We start from the raw sequence: 17,481 nt of genomic DNA, 5'->3' as shown, positions 1-17,481 counted from the left end.
CCGGGTTCAGATACGCCGTGCGGCGTAACGCTTGAGCATGCTGGGTACATCGAGAATCAAGGCGATGCGACCGTCACCGGTGATGGTGGCGCCCGACATGCCTGGCGTACCTTGCAGCATCTTGCCCAGCGGTTTGATAACCACTTCTTCCTGGCCGACCAGTTGATCGACAACGAAGCCGATGCGCTGGGTGCCGACCGTCAGGATCACGACGTGCCCTTCTCGCTGCTCTTCATGAGCCGCCGAACTGACCAGCCAGCGCTTGAGATAGAACAGCGGCAAGGCTTTGTCACGTACGATCACCACTTCCTGACCGTCAACCACGTTGGTAGTGGACAGGTTCAGGTGGAAGATTTCGTTGACGTTGACCAACGGGAAGGCAAAAGCCTGGTTGCCCAGCATCACCATCAGGGTCGGCATGATCGCCAGGGTCAACGGGACCTTGATGACAATCTTGGAACCCTGGCCCTTGGTCGAGTAGATGTTGATCGAGCCGTTGAGCTGGGAGATCTTGGTTTTAACCACGTCCATGCCCACACCGCGACCTGACACATCGGAAATCTCGGTCTTGGTCGAGAAGCCCGGTGCAAAGATCAGGTTGTAGCAATCGGTGTCGCTCAACCGATCGGCTGCATCCTTGTCCATGACACCACGTTTGACCGCAATCGAGCGCAACACGTTGGGGTCCATACCCTTGCCGTCATCGGAAATCGACAGCAGGATATGGTCGCCTTCCTGCTCTGCCGAAAGAATTACCTTGCCGCCGCGGGACTTGCCCGAGGCTTCGCGTTCTTCCGGCGTTTCGATACCGTGGTCGACCGCGTTGCGCACCAAGTGGACCAGCGGGTCGGCAAGCGCCTCTACGAGGTTCTTGTCGAGGTCGGTTTCTTCGCCGACCAGTTCCAGATTGATCTCTTTCTTGAGCTGGCGAGCCAGGTCACGTACCAGACGCGGGAAGCGACCAAAGACTTTCTTGATCGGCTGCATACGGGTCTTCATGACCGCGGTCTGCAGGTCGGCAGTGACCACATCCAGGTTGGAAACCGCCTTGGACATGGCTTCATCGCCGCTGTTGAGACCCAGACGCACCAGGCGGTTACGTACCAGCACCAGCTCGCCGACCATGTTCATGATCTCGTCCAGTCGGGCGGTATCCACACGAACCGTGGTTTCGGCTTCAGTCGCAACCGGCTTTTCACCAGTGGGTGCAGGAGCGCGTGCAGGTGCTGGAGCAGGCTTGGCGGGCTCGGCCTTTGCCGCAGGTACAGGCGCCGCAGCAGGCTTGGCAGCCGGTGGCGGAGCAGCAGCTATAGCAGCTGCCGGAGCAGGTGCCTTGGCAACGACCGCATCAGGCTCGAACTTGCCTTTGCCATGCAGTTCGTCGAGCAGGCTTTCAAATTCGTGATCGGTAATTTCGTCCGATGCCGATGCAGCAGAGGGTGCCTTGGCAGCAACGGCCGCAGGTGCAGGTGCAGGTGCAGCCGTAGCGGCTATGGCACCGTCAAACGAGCCCTTGCCATGCAGTTGATCAAGCAAGGCTTCGAATTCGTCGTCGGTGATTTCATCGCCGGCAGGCGCTGCACCCTTGCTCTGTGCAGCAGGTGCCGGGGCTGGCGCGGCTACAGCATCGGCCGCAAACTTGCCCTTGCCATGCAACTGATCAAGCAGGGATTCAAATTCCTGATCGGTAATTTCATCGCCAGCTGGCGCAACCGCAGGTGCCGCTGATGGTGCCGCAGACACCGGACTGGTGCCGTGCAGCGAATCGAGCAGTTGCTCGAACTCATCATCGGTAATGTCATCGCTGGCCGCTTGCTCGGCAACCGGAGCCTCGGCTTCAACCACCGGCTCGGGCTCGGGCGCTGCGACTTCGTCGGCAGATTGTGGCTCGGCCAGTCGCGAAAGCGCAGCCAGCAGTTCTGGCGTCGCCGCAGTTACGTCAGTCCGTTCACGTACCTGACCGAACATGCTGTTGACGGTGTCCAGAGCTTCCAGGACCACATCCATCAGTTCGGAATCAACGCGACGCTCACCCTTGCGAAGGATGTCGAACACGTTTTCGGCGATGTGGCAGCACTCCACCAGCTCATGGAGCTGGAGGAAGCCGGCGCCCCCTTTTACAGTGTGAAAACCGCGAAAAATTGCATTGAGCAGATCAGCATCATCCGGTCGGCTTTCCAGCTCGACCAATTGCTCTGACAACTGCTCCAGAATTTCGCCGGCCTCTACCAGAAAATCCTGAAGGATTTCTTCATCGGCGCCGAAGCTCATGGGGTGCTCCCTAAAATTAACCGTCAACAGATCTTAGAAGCCGAGGCTCGATAGCAGATCGTCTACATCATCCTGTCCGGATACGACGTCTTCACGTTTATCGGCATGAATCTGCGGACCTTCACCCTTGGCGAGATGTTTTTTAGGATCTTTTTCAGCAAGGATGGATTCTTCGTCATGTTCGATGCCTGCGAAGCGATCGACATGGCTGGCCATGAGCACCAGTTTGAGCAGATTGCTCTCGACTTCCGTAACCAATTGCGTCACGCGCTTGATAACCTGCCCCGTAAGGTCCTGGTAATCCTGGGCAAGCAAAATATCGTTGAGATGCCCGGAAACCCTATCGGCCTCCTGCTCGGTGCGCGTCAGAAAACCATCGACCCGCTTGGCCAGCTCACGGAATTCTTCAGCACCGATTTCGCGGCGCATGAAACGACCCCAGTCGTCACTCAATGCCTTGGCATCGGAGCTCAGACCGCTCATGAGCGGTGTGCTTTCCTCGACCAGGTCCATAGTGCGGTTGGCCGCATTCTCGGTCAGCCTCACCACATACGACAGGCGTTCGGTCGCGTCGGTGATCTGCGACACTTCCTCGGCTTGAGGCATGTGCGGATCAATATGAAAGTTGACGATTGCACTGTGCAGCTCACGAGTCAGCTTGCCCACTTCCTGATAAAGGCCGCGGTCGCGTGTCTGGTTGAGTTCATGGATCAGCTGCACAGCGTCACCGAAGCGGCCCTTTTCAAGGCTGGTGACGAGTTCCTGCGCGTGTCTCTTTAAGGTCGACTCAAAGTCGGCCATCGAATCATTGTTATCCATAGCGCCCTCGCGGCATGCATCAGCTATTGACGCGTTCAAAGATCTTTTCGATCTTCTCTTTAAGCGCTTGAGCCGTGAATGGCTTGACTACATAACCGTTCACCCCGGCCTGGGCAGCTTCAATGATCTGCTCACGCTTCGCTTCGGCAGTAACCATCAGTACAGGAAGGCTCTTGAGACGCTCGTCCGCACGGACCTGACGCAACAAGTCGATACCGGTCATGCCAGGCATGTTCCAGTCCGTCACCAGAAAGTCAAAGGCACCGCTCTGCAGCATCGGCAATGCGGTCAGACCGTCATCCGCTTCAGATGTGTTGGTAAATCCCAGATCACGCAACAGATTCTTGATGATCCGCCGCATCGTTGAGAAGTCATCAACGATGAGGATTTTCATGTTCTTGTCCAATTCGACCTCCAAGCAGTCTTTAACGCGTTCAGCACCTGAACACGCTGTTCACTCAATACTGGCACAGCACACCCCCAGCTATACGAAACGACGACGGGCTTGGCACAACGACAGTCAAGACTGCGACTAAAGCCCATCGAGACATTGCCCGACAGGCCCTTGCCTCGTCTATCCTGCTACCACGTAACGCTTTGCACAGCCGGCATGCAGACAACGCACGACAAACGTCGCGCACTGCCGTCAACGCGCTCGCCACTCCCCCAAACGCCCCCGCAAACGAGCTGCGCACTGGCTGTGTAACTGACTGACCCGAGATTCGCTGACCCCAAGAACCTCTCCGATTTCCTTGAGGTTCAGCTCTTCGTCGTAGTACAGCGCCAACACCAGACGCTCACGCTCTGGCAAATTGGCAATTGCATCGGCCAACGCTGCCTGGAAGCGCTCGTCTTCCAGGTCGCGCGACGGCTCAAGCGAACCGCTTGCGCCATCCTCATGCAGCCCTTCGTGATCGCCGTCCTGAAGCAGGTCGTCGAAACTGAAGAGGCGGCTGCCCAAGGTGTCATTCAAAATCCCGTAATAATCATCAAGACTCAACTGGAGTTCGGCCGCAACCTCGTGATCTTTAGCGTCACGGCCGGTTTTAGCTTCAATTGCACGAATTGCGTCACTGACCATTCGGGTATTGCGGTGCACTGAGCGTGGTGCCCAGTCGCCCTTGCGCACTTCATCCAGCATCGCACCACGAATGCGAATGCCGGCGTAGGTCTCGAAACTCGCACCTTTGGTTGAATCGTATTTGGTGGAGACTTCAAGCAGACCGATCATGCCAGCCTGGATCAGATCCTCGACCTGCACGCTGGCCGGCAAGCGCGCCAGCAGATGATAAGCGATACGCTTGACCAATGGCGCATAACGCTCGATCAACTCGTATTGCGAATTACGGGAAGCCTTGCTGTACATCTGGTAGCCGCTCGCAGTCATTGCACAGGCCCTGCACTGGTCTGGTGAACGAGTCGCTCAACGAAGAACTCGAGATGACCCCGCGGGTTGGCTGGCAGCGGCCAGGTATCAACCTTCTGGGCAATGGCCTTGAACGCCAGCGCACATTTGGATCGCGGGAATGCTTCGTAGACGGCGCGCTGTTTCTGTACGGCCTTGCGCACGCACTCGTCGTACGGCACGGCACCTACATACTGCAGCGCGACATCAAGAAAACGGTCCGTCACTTTGGTGAGTTTGGCGAACAGGTTGCGCCCTTCCTGCGGGCTCTGTGCCATGTTGGCCAGCACCCGGAAGCGGTTCATGCCGTAGTCGCGGTTGAGCAGTTTGATCAGGGCGTAGGCATCGGTGATCGACGTGGGCTCGTCGCACACCACCAGCAACACTTCCTGAGCGGCGCGCACGAAGCTGACCACCGATTCGCCGATACCGGCAGCCGTGTCAATCACCAGCACATCAAGGTTGTCGCCAATCTCGCTGAACGCCTGGATCAGGCCCGCATGCTGGGCCGGGGACAGATGCACCATGCTCTGGGTGCCAGAGGCGGCAGGCACGATACGCACCCCACCCGGCCCCTGCAACAGAACGTCGCGCAACTCGCAACGGCCCTCTATCACATCGGCAAGTGTACGTTTAGGCGTCAGCCCAAGCAGAACGTCGACATTGGCCAGACCCAGATCGGCGTCCAGCAGCATGACACGACGGCCAAGCTCGGCAAGGGCCAGTGAAAGATTCACTGACACGTTAGTCTTACCGACGCCACCTTTGCCACCGGTCACCGCGATAACCTGTACGGGATGCATGCTGCCCATGTTATTTCTTTACCTTGTCTTGCGTAGACCGAAACCACATCGAGGGCTGCACGTTCGCAAATGAACACCGCATGGCAGACCGTTGACGCAGGGACATTCCAATAATATCCATCACTTAACCCACTCTCTTGCCAGGGGTGTGATAGAGGTCAGCAAACATATCAGCCATCGCTTCCTCGCTCGGCTCATCCTGCATCTGCACACTCACCGCACGGCTCACCAGTTGATGACGACGCGGGGTGTGCAGGTCGTCAGGAATACGGGGTCCGTCCGTGAGGTAGGCCACAGGTAATTCATGACTGATCGCCAGGCTCAGGACTTCGCCAAGGCTGGCTGTTTCATCAAGCTTGGTCAGAATGCATCCGGCCAGGCCACAACGCTTGTAACTGTGATAAGCAGCGGTCAACACCTGCTTCTGGCTGGTGGTCGCCAGTACCAGGTAGTTACGCGACTTGATGCCACGCCCTGCCAGGCTTTCCAGTTGCATGCGCAGCGCAGGATCGCTGGCTTGCAGCCCGGCGGTGTCGATCAACACCACGCGCTTGCGCAGCAGCGGCTCCAGCGCCTGGACCAGCGACTGGCCAGGATCGACATGGGTAACCGGCACGTTGAGGATGCGCCCAAGGGTCTTGAGCTGCTCCTGTGCGCCGATGCGGAAACTGTCCATGCTGACCAGAGCGATATTCTGCGGACCGTACTTCAACACGTAACGTGCCGCCAGCTTGGCCAGCGTGGTGGTCTTGCCCATGCCGGCAGGCCCGACCATGGCAATGACTCCACCCTCTTCTAGCGGCTCGATGTCCGGTACGGCAATCATGCGCGCCAAATGGGCCAGCAACATGCGCCAGGCCTGACGAGGCTCGTCAATCTCCGGGATCATCGACAGCAGATCGCGCGACAGCGGGCCGGACAAACCGACACGTTGCAGGCGGCGCCACAGATTGGCCTGCTGCGGACGACTGCCCTGCAGCTGGTTCCAGGCCAGGGAGCCAAGCTGAACTTCCAGCAGCTCGCGCAAGCCGTTCAATTCGGAGCGCATCGAATCATAGGCGCGCTGGCCGACAGCAGGCTCTGCGGGCGCAGGCGGCGTGTACGCGAATGGTCGTGGCGGCTCTTCGAGCGTCGGCTCGATGTGCGTATCGACAGCGCTGACCGGTTTGCCGGAAAACAGCTGAAGATTGATCGACGCGTCACTGTCGCTGCGGTTGTTCAATTCGGCCTGAGCAGAGACGATGCGCGACTGGGTCTTGCGCAGCTCGTCTTCGAGCTCCATGTTCGGCACACGCGGTGCCAGGGCGGACAGCTTGTAATCCAGAGCGGCAGTCAGCTCTACGCCACCGGCAATGCGCCGGTTACCGATGATGGCCGCCTCGGCGCCCAGCTCATCGCGAACCAGTTTCATGGCTTGACGCATATCGGCGGCGAAAAATCGCTTAACTTGCATGACTCACTACCTCAGCCGTTCGGCCCGACAGTCGCTACGATGGTTACTTGCTTGTTGTCCGGAATTTCCTGATACGCCAGAACATGCATGTTCGGTACAGCCAATCGTCCAAATCGTGACAGCATCGCCCGGACAGGCCCTGCTACCAGAAGAATTACCGGCAACCCTTGCATCTCCTGACGCTGGGCGGCCTCAATCAACGAACGCTGGAGCTTCTCAGCCATGCTTGGCTCAAGAAGAACGCCTTCTTCCTGACCCTGACCAGCCTTCTGCAAACTATTGAGCAATATCTGTTCCAACCTTGGCTCCAGAGTGATAACAGGCAGCTCCGGCTCAACACCTACAATGCTTTGGACGATTGCGCGGCTCAGACCCACTCGCACGGCAGCCACCAAAGCGGCGGTATCTTGACTCTTGCCAGCGTTGTTGGCGATAGCTTCCGCAATGCTACGAATATCACGCACAGGTACATGCTCAGCCAGAAGCGCTTGCAGCACGTTGAGCAGCGAGGACAGGGACAGCACACCAGGGACCAGCTCTTCAGCCAGTTTGGGCGAGCTTTTGGCCAACAATTGCATTAACTGCTGGACTTCTTCGTGACCAATCAGCTCATGAGAGTGCTTATAGAGAATCTGGTTCAAGTGGGTTGCCACCACAGTACTGGCGTCCACTACGGTATAACCCAGCGACTGCGCCTGGCTGCGCTGGCTGATTTCGATCCAAACGGCCTCCAGACCAAACGCCGGGTCTCTGGCGGTGATGCCGTTCAGGGTGCCGAACACTTGACCGGGGTTGATCGCCAGCTCGCGATCCGGATAAATCTCGGCCTCGGCCAGAATCACGCCCATCAGCGTCAGACGGTAGGCGCTGGGTGCCAGATCAAGGTTGTCACGGATGTGTACGGTCGGCATCAGGAAGCCCAGCTCTTGCGACAGCTTCTTGCGCACGCCTTTGATACGCGCCAGCAGTTGACCACCCTGATTGCGGTCCACCAGCGGAATCAGGCGATAACCCACTTCCAGGCCGATGATGTCGATAGGGGTGACGTCATCCCAACCCAGCTCCTTGGCGTCCTGAACACGGGTCGGCGAAGGCAGCAGGTCCTGTTGGCGTTGCACTTCGGCCAGCGCCTCGACTTTCACCTGGTTCTCTTTCTTCCAGAGCAGATACGCACCACCCGCAGCCACCAGGCCGAGGCTGATGAAGGAGAAGTGCGGCATGCCCGGCACCAGCCCCATGACGATCATGATCGCAGCGGAAACTGCCAGGGCCTTGGGCGAGGCGAACATCTGACGATTGATCAGCTTTCCCATCTCTTCCGAACCGGAAGCGCGGGTCACCATGATCGCTGCGGCAGTGGACAGAAGCAGTGATGGCAATTGCGCCACCAAACCGTCACCGATGGTCAGCAGGGTATAAACGCGGCCTGCATCAGCGAACGTCATGTTGTGTTGCAGAATACCGACCAGCATGCCGCCGATCAGGTTGATGAACAGAATCAGCAAACCGGCAATTGCATCGCCGCGCACGAATTTGCTGGCACCGTCCATGGAACCGTAGAACTCGGCTTCCTGAGCGACTTCAGCACGGCGACGCTTGGCTTCTGGCTGATCGATGAGACCGGCGTTGAGGTCGGCGTCGATTGCCATCTGTTTGCCTGGCATCGCGTCGAGGGTGAAACGCGCGCTGACCTCGGAAATACGGCCGGCACCTTTGGTGATTACTACGAAGTTGATGATCATCAGAATCGCGAACACCACGATACCGACAACATAGTTACCACCGATCACCACCTCACCGAAGGCCTGAATCACCTTGCCCGCAGCGGCGTGACCGTCCTGACCGTGAAGCATGACCACTCGCGTGGAAGCAACGTTCAGTGCCAGACGCAACAGCGTGGCGACCAGCAGAATGGTTGGAAACACCGAGAAGTCCAGCGGCCGCAGAGCGTAAACACACACCAGCAACACGACGATGGACAGGGCAATGTTGAACGTGAAGAACACGTCCAGCAGGAACGGCGGCATAGGCAACATCATCATTGCCATCATGACCAGCAACAACAGCGGAACGCCCAACTGACCACGGCCCAGGCCAGTGATATTGCTGCGTGCGCTACTGAATATCTGAGAACGATCCACTGATTGTTTACCTGCGCACTAGATCAAAACATTGACGCCGATGGCGACCTGTATCGACCCTATTGCAAAAAGCTGTCCAACTTTTACAAAGCCAGTGCTGGTAAGGCTTTAAAGGCAGAATTAACGTGAAACCGGTATACCTTGCGCAGTCAGAAAATCTTCAAGAGCGGACGCAGAGCGTCCAGAACGGCATGCGACGCGGAGCGTCGCACGATAGTTGAGATGATCGTTCCTCACGCTCTGCGTGGGAATCGCACAGAGCGGACGCAGAGCGCCCGGAACGGCATGCAATGCGGAGCGTCGCACGATAGTTGAGATGATCGTTCCTCACGCTCCAGCGTGGGAATGCCGTGGGTGACGCTCTGCGTCACAAATCTGCGCCGCACCACACGCCCAAGAGCGGACGCAGAGCTTCAGGAACCGCATACCCATGCGGAGCACGGGGGCGCGAGGGTGGTCTGCTGGCGACAAAGCAAAGGGCTACGCATCGCGCTGCAGGTCGGGCGGGATCTTGATGTCACCCAGTGGGTCTGGGCGCTTGCCTTGACCGGCGCGGAATTGGCGGATCTGGTAGACATAGGCCAGCACCTGGGCCACGGCCAGATAAAGCCCGGCAGGGATTTCCTGGTCCAGCTCGGTGCTGTAGTAGATGGAACGGGCCAACGCCGCAGATTCCAAAATCAGTATCTGGTTATGCGCGCCGATTTCGCGAATCTTCAGCGCTACCAGGTCAGTGCCCTTGGCCAGCAACATCGGCGCCCCGCCCTGCTCGGGATCGTATTTCAAGGCTACGGCAAAGTGCGTCGGGTTGGTGATGATGACATCCGCTTCCGGAATCGACGCCATCATCCGCCGCTGGGACATTTCGCGCTGCAACTGGCGAATACGCTGCTTAACCTCGGGGCTGCCCTCGCTGTTCTTATGCTCGTCACGCACTTCCTGCTTGGTCATCAGCAACTTCTTGTGCGCCTCATACAGCACAAAGGGCACGTCGGCAGCAGCAATGAATATCAGACCACAGGCCATCCAGAAGCTGCTCCAGCCGACCACCAGCAGGCTGTGTATCATCGCCTGTTCCAATGGCTCATGAGCGATGGCCACCAGATCATTGCGCTCGTTGCTCAAGACCACCAGCGCAACGGCGAGGATGATCAAAAACTTGCCGAAAGATTTGAGCAGCTCGACCAGCGCATGCGGTGAAAACATGCGTTTGAGCCCTGCCGCCGGGTTCATCCGGCTGAATTTGGGCATCAGCGATTTGGTTGCGAACAACCAGCCGCCGAGCATGATCGGCCCCACCAGCGCCGCCACCAGCATGGCGATCAGAAACGGCAGCATCACGACCAGCGCGTGCAGGCCGGAGCTGAGCAACGCCTTGCCCATGTATGACTGATCCATGAGCGTTTCGCGGCTGATCGTAAAATTGTCGCGCATCAGCTCGGACATCATCTGCGCAATGCCTGAGCCGAACATCAGCAACCCGCCCGCCCCCATCAGCATGACCACCAGCGTGGTCAGCTCCTTGGAGCGCGCAATCTGCCCATCCGCTCTGGAGTCCTTGACCTTTTTTTCCGTGGGGTCTTCTGTCTTGTCCTGACCATTCTCGTTTTCTGCCATCTCAACGAGCCCTCACCATGTCGCGCAACGATTGCAGTGCCTGGCTGGCAATCGGCTGATACTGATTGAGAATATCGCCCATGCTCATCCACAGGATGACCATGCCCAGCACGAGAGTCAGCGGGAAACCGATCGAGAAGATGTTGAGTTGCGGCGCTGCACGGGTCATGACGCCAAAAGCGATGTTGATGATCAGCAATGCAGTAATAGCAGGTAACACCAGCCTGAGCCCGGAACTCAACGCCCAGCCTAGCCCGTTCGCCAGCTCCCAGAAATTATTGACCAGCAGACCACCACCCACCGGCATCGTGGTGAAGCTTTCGACAAGCACTTCCAACACCACCAGATGGCCGTTCATGGACAGAAACAATAGCGTGACCAGCATGGTAAAAAACTGGCCGATAACAGCCGAAGATACGCCGTTGGTAGGGTCGACCATCGAGGCAAAGCCCATGCCCATCTGCGTCGAGATGATCTGCCCGGCGATCACGAAGATATGGAAAAACATCTGCAGGGACAGCCCCATGCCGGCACCGATGATGATCTGCTCGCCGATCAGCAACAGCCCACTGAGGTCAAGCGCCTGAACCGGCGGCATGGCTGGCAGCGCTGGAGCGACCACCACAGTGATGGCAAATGCGAGGTAAAGACGCACGCGTCGGGGAACCAGCGTGGTGCCGATCACCGGCATGGTCATCAGCAACGCGACGATACGAAACATCGGCAGCATGAAGCTCGCTACCCAGGTACTGATCTGGATATCGGTCAGCGCAAGCATCGGCTGCATGCGGCGCTAGCCGATCAGCGTCGGAATACTGGTGTACAACGACAGCATGTATTCCATGAAAATTTTCAGCAGCCAGGGGCCGATGACAATCAGCGTCACGAGCATGACCAACAGGCGCGGCAGGAAGCTCAGGGTCTGTTCGTTGATTTGCGTGGCCGCCTGAAACATCGCCACCAGCAGACCGCACAACAGGCTCGGCACCACAAGAATTGCGACCAGCACCGTGGTCAGCCACAGCGCCTCGCGAAACAGATCGACAGCTACTTCCGGCGTCATCGGGCAGACTCCTCAGTGAAACGGCTCATACGCCACCAAAACTGCCAGCCAGGGTGCCGACGATCAGCGCCCAGCCATCCACCAGCACGAACAGCATGATCTTGAACGGCAGCGAAATGATCAGCGGCGACAGCATCATCATACCCATCGCCATCAGCACACTGGCCACCACCAGATCGATGATCAGAAACGGAATGAAGATCATGAAGCCGATCTGAAACGCCGTCTTGAGCTCCGAAATCACGAACGCTGGAACCAGAATGGTCAGCGGCGCGGCATCCGGGGTGGGGATGTCGGTACGCTTGGACAGGCGCATGAACAGCTCAAGGTCACTGGTACGGGTTTGCGCCAGCATGAAATCCTTGATCGGCACCTGCGCCTTGGCGACTGCATCCTGTGCAGTGAGCTTTTCAGCCAGATAAGGCTGCAGCGCATCCTGATTCACACGGTCGAAAACCGGCGCCATGATGAACATGGTCAGAAACAGCGCCATGCCCGTCAGGATCTGGTTGGAAGGTGTCTGCTGCAAACCGAGGGCCTGACGCAGAATCGAGAAGACGATGATGATCCGGGTGAAACTGGTCATCAGCATGACAAACGCCGGAATGAAGCTCAGCGCAGTCATGATCAGCAGGATCTGCAGACTGACCGAATACTCCTGCTGACCATCCGCACCATTGGACAGCGTGATCGCCGGTATCGATAGCGGATCGGCTGCCAGTACAGCAGGCGTCACCATGACCAGCAACAGCAGTATCACGAAACGCAGCGCGCCCATCACTTCTTGTCCTTATCCTTGCCCATCAGCTCCATCAGGCGCTGAGCGAATTCAGGGGTCGCCTGCTCACGCACTGGCACCTGTACCGGTTCCTTGAGCACATGCAGGGGCGTGATCCGCCCTGGCGTGATACCCAGCAAGATCTGTTCACTGCCGATCTGCACCAGCACCAACCGATCACGCGGACCGAGCGCGCGCGAACTCACCAATTCGATGACCTGACCATTGTTCGGCCCCACGCGCTGCACGCGGCGCATCAGCCATGCGAGCACGAAAATCAGACCGATCACCAGTATCAGACCGAACAGCAGTTGCACCACCTGCCCGCCCATACCGCCGGATACCGTATTGGCTACCTGCGCAGGTGCGGCCTGAGCAGCGGGCTCGGCAGCCCAGGCCAGTGACGGCAGGGTTAGCAGAACACTTAGCCAGCGCCTCATTTAGCGCAGCTTCTTGATGCGTTCGCTCGGGCTGATCACGTCGGTCAGACGGATGCCGAACTTCTCGTTGACCACCACCACCTCGCCATGCGCGATGAGCGTGCCGTTGACCAGCACATCCAGCGGTTCGCCAGCCAGGCGATCCAGCTCGATCACCGAGCCCTGGTTGAGCTGCAACAAGTTACGAATATTGATATCGGTGCTGCCCACTTCCATGGAGATCGACACCGGAATGTCGAGAATCACATCCAGGTTGGGACCGTCCAGAGAAACCGGACCCGTGCTTTTCGGCACGCTGCCGAACTCTTCCATGGTCATCCGGCTACCCGAATTCCCCGCATCCGCCGCCAGCAACGCATCGATATCAGCCTGACTGTCGCCAGCTTCGCCCAATGCAGCAGCCCACTCGTCGGCCAACGCCTGATCTTCAGCAGACGTCATATCGTTTTCATCAGCCATCAGTTGTCCTCTGCACGCAGTATTTCAGTTACGCAACAATTTCCGACGTTGACCAGACAGGTCAGCGTCGCGCTATGGGTTCGATTACTTGCAGGGCCATCTTGCCCTTGTGCGAGCCAAGCTTGACCTTGAATGACGGTACGCCATTGGCACGCATGACCAGCGACTCGCTCAGTTCCACCGGGATAACGTCACCAGGACGCATGTGCAGGATGTCCCGCAACGGCAACTGGCGCTGAGCGATGGTCGTGGTGAGCGGCACATTGACATCAAGAACGTCTTCCTTGAGCGCGTTGATCCAGCGCTCATCCTGATCGTCCAGATCCGACTGAAAACCGGCATCGAGCATTTCGCGGATCGGCTCGATCATCGAGTACGGCATGGTCACGTGCAGATCGCCGCCACCGCCATCCAGTTCGATATGGAAAGTGGAAATCACCACGGCCTCGCTCGGCCCGACGATGTTGGCCATGGCCGGGTTCACTTCCGAGTTGATGTACTCGAAGTTCACTTCCATGATGGCCTGCCAGGCTTCCTTGAGGTCGATGAACGCCTGATCCAGCACCATGCGCACGACGCGAAGTTCGGTCGGCGTGAACTCACGGCCTTCGATCTTGGCGTGACGGCCATCGCCACCGAAAAAGTTGTCCACCAGCTTGAACACCAGCTTGGCATCAAGGATGAACAGCGCAGTACCACGCAGCGGCTTGATCTTGGCCAGGTTGAGGCTGGTCGGCACGTACAGCGAATGCACGTACTCGCCGAACTTCATGACCTGAACGCCACCCACCGCCACGTCGGCCGAGCGGCGCAGCAGGTTGAACATGCTGATACGCGTGTAGCGGGCGAATCGCTCGTTGATCATTTCCAGCGTCGGCATGCGCCCGCGGACAATCCGGTCCTGACTGGTCAGGTCGTAGCTTTTGACGCTGCCAGGCTCGCTGACGGTGTCGGTCTGGACCATCCCGTCGTCGACGCCATGCAGCAGCGCGTCGATCTCATCCTGGGAGAGCAGGTCTTGCACGGCCATGTGAGAGTCCTACTGCAATACGAAGTTAGTGAAGAGCAGCTGTTCAATCACAGTCTTGCCGAGTTCTTTCTGTGCCACTTCCTGAATGCTCGCGGTCGCTTTCTGACGCAGCATTTCCTGGCCGATCGGCGAGGCCAGCGACTCAAAGGGTATAGCTGCAAACAGCATGACCAGGTTGTTGCGGATCAGCGGCATATGCGCCTTCAGCGCTTCCATGTCGGCGGCATTGCGCGCCAGCATGGTGATACTGACCTGCATATAGCGCTGGCGACCATTGGAGTTGAAGTTGACCACGAAGGCCGGGGTCATGGGTTCGAACACCGCCACTGGCTTGACGTTAGCTGCGGCAGCGGCAGCAGCCGGGTCTGGTGTGCTTTCGCTCTTGTGCATGAGGAACCAGGTCGCGCCCACCGACAAACCTACCGCCAGCAGCAACGCCACAACGGCGAGGATGATGAGCTTGAGTTTGCCTTTGGTTGCCGGGTCTTTAACTTCTTCGCTCTTCGCCATGCCAATAATCCGTCACTATTCAAGAGGTTCTTCAATACGTGACAGAGGCAGAGCAAGTGTTATGCCAGAGTTGTACGAGATGGAGATGTATTGGACACAACCGGTTACGCGGCTGGGCGCGGAGGGATGGTGATGCTTATATCAGTGCCGAATCAGCCCGACCCGGGAGCTGATGACTATCGTCCCCACGCTCCGCGTGGGAATGCCGTTCGTGACGCTCTGCGTCACACGGCAGTTCTGCGACTTCAAGTAGATTGGCGTTCGGCCCAGATTCTCGTTCCCACGCTCCGCGTGGTAATGCATTTCGTGACGCTCTGCGTCACACAGCGGTCCTGCGAGATCAGGTGGATTGGCGTTCGGCCCAGATTCTCGTTCCCACGCTCCGCGTGGTAATGCCTTTCGTGACGCTCTGCGTCACACAGCGGTTCTGCTATGTCAGTTATGTTTGTGTCCGGCTCAGGTTACCTTTTCGCCCCTCGGCGACCTACTTTGATGGGGCCAAAGTAGGCAAATCCCCTCGCTCCTGTTTCCGGCCCGACTTCGTCGGGTTCCTTCGCCCTGTCACTGATCCGGGGGTCGCCGCAACGGGCCATCCATGGCCCGGTGCGGCTAGCCTGGCGTCCTGCCAGGCTACCCCCGGATCAGCGCCAGGACTCAGCCGTCACCAAGGTCGCAATTTGCGTCGTCTGTACCATCGGGATCGAAAAGCATTTCTGCCTTAACAACTAGCAGACAAGGCATGACTTCGCGTCGCGGCTGCCATGTGAGGCAAGGAGCATCACGCGTAATAATCGATCTCGCTGCTGCCGATCACGCGCGCAGCCGGCTGGCTGACCGGAACAGCGGCATCGACGCCTGCAATTTCATCCGGAGTGTCGCCTGAGCTCACGCCATTGCCACGACCGTTGCGCTGGGCACGGCTGGCCTGCTCTTGAGCCTGTTGCTGGGCCTGCTGTTGCGACTGGTCGGAAACGTTGACGTCGACGTTGCCAAGCCCCTGCTGAACGAACGACTCACGCAACCTCGACATCTGGCTTTCCAGTGCGTCACGCACGCCCATATGGGCGCTCATGAACGTTACCTGGGTCTGCTGCTCAGGTGCCATGTTGATGCGAATGTCCAGACGTCCGAGTTCGGCGGGCTCCAGCTTGATATCGGCGGCTTTGAGGTTCTGGCTCGACAGGTACATGACGCGGTCGACAATGCCTTCGGTCCAGCCGCTTTGGTGCATGGCCAACGGCTGATTCATCAACGGCGCTGCGGCAGGCGCTGCCGCAACACGGGCCGGTTGCGCGGCCTGGCTCAGCGCAGCGAGGCGATCGGCAAAGTTGTCGACGCGCGTGTCGCCCGCGGCGCTTTTGACATCTTTCAGTCCTTCGCCGATCAAGCCGCTGAACGACTTGTCACTGCTTTCCGTGCTGCTCTCTTCCGAGGGAAGCTGCTCGCTCAGGGCCGACAGGTTATTGACGAGATTCTGGTTTGGATCGGCCTCTGCGTTGGTCGGCGTTGCTTTGTTGGCAGCATGGGTATTCTGCGCAGCCAGCTGCGTTTTGGCGTTGGCATTCTCCAGCGCCAATTGCACTGCATCCAGACCATCAAGCGGATCGGCGTCCGGATTGAATGCTTCTTCAGTCGCTGCGGGCGGAGCAGCCTGAGTGACCGTGAGCACGGTAGCTACGGGCGCAGCCGTGGCGTCAGGGCTTTGTGGTCTGGCGACCGGCAACGCAGGCGCTTGAGCAGCCATCGCCTGCAACGCCGGGTCAAGCACCGGATCGACAATCGCCAGCCCTTCAGTCAATGCAGAGTCGGCAGATGCCTGTGCATCATCCTGCTTTGAACCGGCACTGGCAGCATCATCCTCAGCGGCAGTCGATCGGGTTGGCAAATCATTGCCGCTATCGGCAACACTCGACGTGTCAGCGGCATTGGCCTGATCACTGGCAGGCTTGTCCTTGCCGGCGGCGACCTTGTCCTTGTCAGGCGCAGCCTTGTCGCGAGCCGGCTTGACCGGCGCATCATCACGCGACGGAACGGCATCCTTCGCCTGTTTGGCATACACATTGGAAAAGCTGGAGGCCCCGTCTTTGCTGCTGTCAGCAGACTTGACCGCATTATTGGCCGTACCGGACCTTGAGGTCGCAGTGCTTGTGGCCTGAAGAAGCGCATTGGTAGCGAGGGGCATTTCGGTCTCCGCATAAGCTGCTGGTTATCGCCTTACCAGAACACTGAGCAATATGCGGGCCAACCTTCCACACCCACTTCAAAGGTTGCCGAATAAAGGAAGATCGGGGATCTGGAAATCAGTGATCAGCTGACAAACAACTGCCGCTCTGCGTTAAACAAACCGCGAATAGTCATGTATTCGCTGTCGATTTTACCGATCAACTCTGTCAGACCTGTGAACAACTGCTGACGGGACTGCTCTTCCAACTGACGACACAACTCGGAAAGTTGCAAGGCACCCATATTGGCGCTGCTGCCCTTGAAACTGTGCGCGGTGAGGCTCAATTCCTGAAAGTCAGGATGGCTGACTTGAACAGCAAGACGCAGTTGCGCGATACGCTGCTCGGAATCCTTGAGGAACACATCCAGCAAGGTCGGATATTCGTCCTCCATGACTTCCTGCAAGGCATTCAGCACGCTGTAATCCAGATGAATCGACACTTGTTCACTCCTTGATCAAGACTCCAGG

The 17,481-nt window shown here is 58.2% G+C and carries 17 protein-coding genes; all 17 read right to left on the bottom strand.

Translation table 11 applies throughout. From position 1 onward, the window contains the following. Positions 1-6: 6 nt before the first annotated feature. The 17 genes from RYA97_RS24795 to RYA97_RS24715 all read right to left on the bottom strand — a co-directional run bounded on the left by RYA97_RS24795 (position 7) and on the right by RYA97_RS24715 (position 17,453). A complete protein-coding gene (locus RYA97_RS24795; protein ID WP_016980836.1) occupies positions 7-2,271 on the bottom strand; it encodes a chemotaxis protein CheA in 2,265 nt (754 codons plus the stop codon). A 33-nt stretch (positions 2,272-2,304) separates the two neighbouring features. Beyond that, the gene (locus RYA97_RS24790) at positions 2,305-3,090 is read right to left on the bottom strand and encodes a protein phosphatase CheZ (protein WP_002554269.1); all 786 of its coding nucleotides are present in this window, start codon (positions 3,088-3,090) and stop codon (positions 2,305-2,307) included. Between the two features lie 19 nt (positions 3,091-3,109). Continuing rightward, complete coding sequence (locus RYA97_RS24785; RefSeq protein ID WP_011169086.1) at positions 3,110-3,484, bottom strand: chemotaxis response regulator CheY; 375 nt, start codon at positions 3,482-3,484, stop codon at positions 3,110-3,112. Positions 3,485-3,736: 252 nt separating this feature from the next. Then, positions 3,737-4,477, bottom strand: coding sequence for an RNA polymerase sigma factor FliA (gene fliA, locus RYA97_RS24780; RefSeq protein ID WP_002554271.1), 741 nt, complete (start codon positions 4,475-4,477; stop codon positions 3,737-3,739). Further along, complete coding sequence (gene fleN, locus RYA97_RS24775; RefSeq protein ID WP_003412391.1) at positions 4,474-5,307, bottom strand: flagellar synthesis regulator FleN; 834 nt, start codon at positions 5,305-5,307, stop codon at positions 4,474-4,476. Before fleN ends, fliA begins: the two co-directional genes overlap by 4 nt. A 115-nt stretch (positions 5,308-5,422) precedes the next feature. After that, positions 5,423-6,751: a flagellar biosynthesis protein FlhF gene (gene flhF, locus RYA97_RS24770; RefSeq protein WP_002554273.1), complete on the bottom strand. Its 1,329-nt coding sequence runs from the start codon at positions 6,749-6,751 to the stop codon at positions 5,423-5,425. A gap of 11 nt (positions 6,752-6,762) precedes the next feature. Next, complete coding sequence (gene flhA, locus RYA97_RS24765) at positions 6,763-8,892, bottom strand: flagellar biosynthesis protein FlhA (RefSeq protein WP_002554274.1); 2,130 nt, start codon at positions 8,890-8,892, stop codon at positions 6,763-6,765. Between the two features lie 480 nt (positions 8,893-9,372). Then, complete coding sequence (gene flhB / locus RYA97_RS24760) at positions 9,373-10,509, bottom strand: flagellar biosynthesis protein FlhB (RefSeq protein WP_002554275.1); 1,137 nt, start codon at positions 10,507-10,509, stop codon at positions 9,373-9,375. 1 nt (position 10,510) lies between these two features. Further along, positions 10,511-11,296, bottom strand: a complete 786-nt coding sequence (fliR, locus tag RYA97_RS24755; RefSeq protein ID WP_002554276.1) for a flagellar biosynthetic protein FliR — start codon at positions 11,294-11,296, stop codon at positions 10,511-10,513. A gap of 6 nt (positions 11,297-11,302) precedes the next feature. Continuing rightward, a complete protein-coding gene (locus RYA97_RS24750; RefSeq protein ID WP_002554277.1) occupies positions 11,303-11,572 on the bottom strand; it encodes a flagellar biosynthetic protein FliQ in 270 nt (89 codons plus the stop codon). Between the two features lie 25 nt (positions 11,573-11,597). Continuing rightward, positions 11,598-12,350, bottom strand: coding sequence for a flagellar type III secretion system pore protein FliP (fliP, locus tag RYA97_RS24745; protein WP_002554278.1), 753 nt, complete (start codon positions 12,348-12,350; stop codon positions 11,598-11,600). Then, complete coding sequence (fliO, locus tag RYA97_RS24740; protein WP_004664467.1) at positions 12,350-12,790, bottom strand: flagellar biosynthetic protein FliO; 441 nt, start codon at positions 12,788-12,790, stop codon at positions 12,350-12,352. The genes fliP and fliO overlap by 1 nt, the downstream gene beginning before the upstream one ends. Further along, positions 12,791-13,249 (bottom strand): flagellar motor switch protein FliN, encoded by a 459-nt coding sequence (fliN, locus tag RYA97_RS24735; RefSeq protein ID WP_002554280.1) that lies wholly within the window; start codon positions 13,247-13,249, stop codon positions 12,791-12,793. A gap of 61 nt (positions 13,250-13,310) precedes the next feature. Continuing rightward, the gene (gene fliM, locus RYA97_RS24730) at positions 13,311-14,279 is read right to left on the bottom strand and encodes a flagellar motor switch protein FliM (protein WP_002554281.1); all 969 of its coding nucleotides are present in this window, start codon (positions 14,277-14,279) and stop codon (positions 13,311-13,313) included. Between the two features lie 9 nt (positions 14,280-14,288). Continuing rightward, on the bottom strand, positions 14,289-14,789 hold the full coding sequence (fliL, locus tag RYA97_RS24725; protein WP_002554282.1) for a flagellar basal body-associated protein FliL: 501 nt from the start codon (positions 14,787-14,789) through the stop codon (positions 14,289-14,291). Between the two features lie 778 nt (positions 14,790-15,567). After that, complete coding sequence (locus RYA97_RS24720) at positions 15,568-16,971, bottom strand: flagellar hook-length control protein FliK (RefSeq protein ID WP_016981828.1); 1,404 nt, start codon at positions 16,969-16,971, stop codon at positions 15,568-15,570. A 125-nt stretch (positions 16,972-17,096) separates the two neighbouring features. Further along, positions 17,097-17,453, bottom strand: coding sequence for an Hpt domain-containing protein (locus tag RYA97_RS24715; protein ID WP_005731569.1), 357 nt, complete (start codon positions 17,451-17,453; stop codon positions 17,097-17,099). Positions 17,454-17,481: the final 28 nt, after the last annotated feature.

Source organism: Pseudomonas syringae group sp. 26L6 (assembly GCF_032587815.1).
GTDB classification, from domain to species: domain Bacteria; phylum Pseudomonadota; class Gammaproteobacteria; order Pseudomonadales; family Pseudomonadaceae; genus Aquipseudomonas; species Aquipseudomonas amygdali.
This window is presented reverse-complemented; position numbering and strand designations above follow the sequence as displayed.

Excerpts from the sequence above, each read along its gene's own strand:
- fleN (WP_003412391.1), bottom strand. The coding sequence starts at position 5,307 with ATGGGCAGCATGCATCCCGTACAGGTTATCGCGGTGACCGGTGGCAAA.
- fliO (WP_004664467.1), bottom strand. The coding sequence starts at position 12,790 with ATGAGGCGCTGGCTAAGTGTTCTGCTAACCCTGCCGTCACTGGCCTGG.
- RYA97_RS24795 (WP_016980836.1), bottom strand. The coding sequence starts at position 2,271 with ATGAGCTTCGGCGCCGATGAAGAAATCCTTCAGGATTTTCTGGTAGAG.
- RYA97_RS24785 (WP_011169086.1), bottom strand. The coding sequence starts at position 3,484 with ATGAAAATCCTCATCGTTGATGACTTCTCAACGATGCGGCGGATCATC.
- fliR (WP_002554276.1), bottom strand. The coding sequence starts at position 11,296 with ATGCAGCCGATGCTTGCGCTGACCGATATCCAGATCAGTACCTGGGTA.
- fliP (WP_002554278.1), bottom strand. The coding sequence starts at position 12,350 with ATGGGCGCGCTGCGTTTCGTGATACTGCTGTTGCTGGTCATGGTGACG.
- RYA97_RS24720 (WP_016981828.1), bottom strand. The coding sequence starts at position 16,971 with ATGCCCCTCGCTACCAATGCGCTTCTTCAGGCCACAAGCACTGCGACC.
- fliN (WP_002554280.1), bottom strand. The coding sequence starts at position 13,249 with ATGGCTGATGAAAACGATATGACGTCTGCTGAAGATCAGGCGTTGGCC.
- RYA97_RS24750 (WP_002554277.1), bottom strand. The coding sequence starts at position 11,572 with ATGACGCCGGAAGTAGCTGTCGATCTGTTTCGCGAGGCGCTGTGGCTG.
- fliL (WP_002554282.1), bottom strand. The coding sequence starts at position 14,789 with ATGGCGAAGAGCGAAGAAGTTAAAGACCCGGCAACCAAAGGCAAACTC.
- fliA (WP_002554271.1), bottom strand. The coding sequence starts at position 4,477 with ATGACTGCGAGCGGCTACCAGATGTACAGCAAGGCTTCCCGTAATTCG.
- flhF (WP_002554273.1), bottom strand. The coding sequence starts at position 6,751 with ATGCAAGTTAAGCGATTTTTCGCCGCCGATATGCGTCAAGCCATGAAA.
- flhB (WP_002554275.1), bottom strand. The coding sequence starts at position 10,509 with ATGGCAGAAAACGAGAATGGTCAGGACAAGACAGAAGACCCCACGGAA.
- fliM (WP_002554281.1), bottom strand. The coding sequence starts at position 14,279 with ATGGCCGTGCAAGACCTGCTCTCCCAGGATGAGATCGACGCGCTGCTG.
- RYA97_RS24790 (WP_002554269.1), bottom strand. The coding sequence starts at position 3,090 with ATGGATAACAATGATTCGATGGCCGACTTTGAGTCGACCTTAAAGAGA.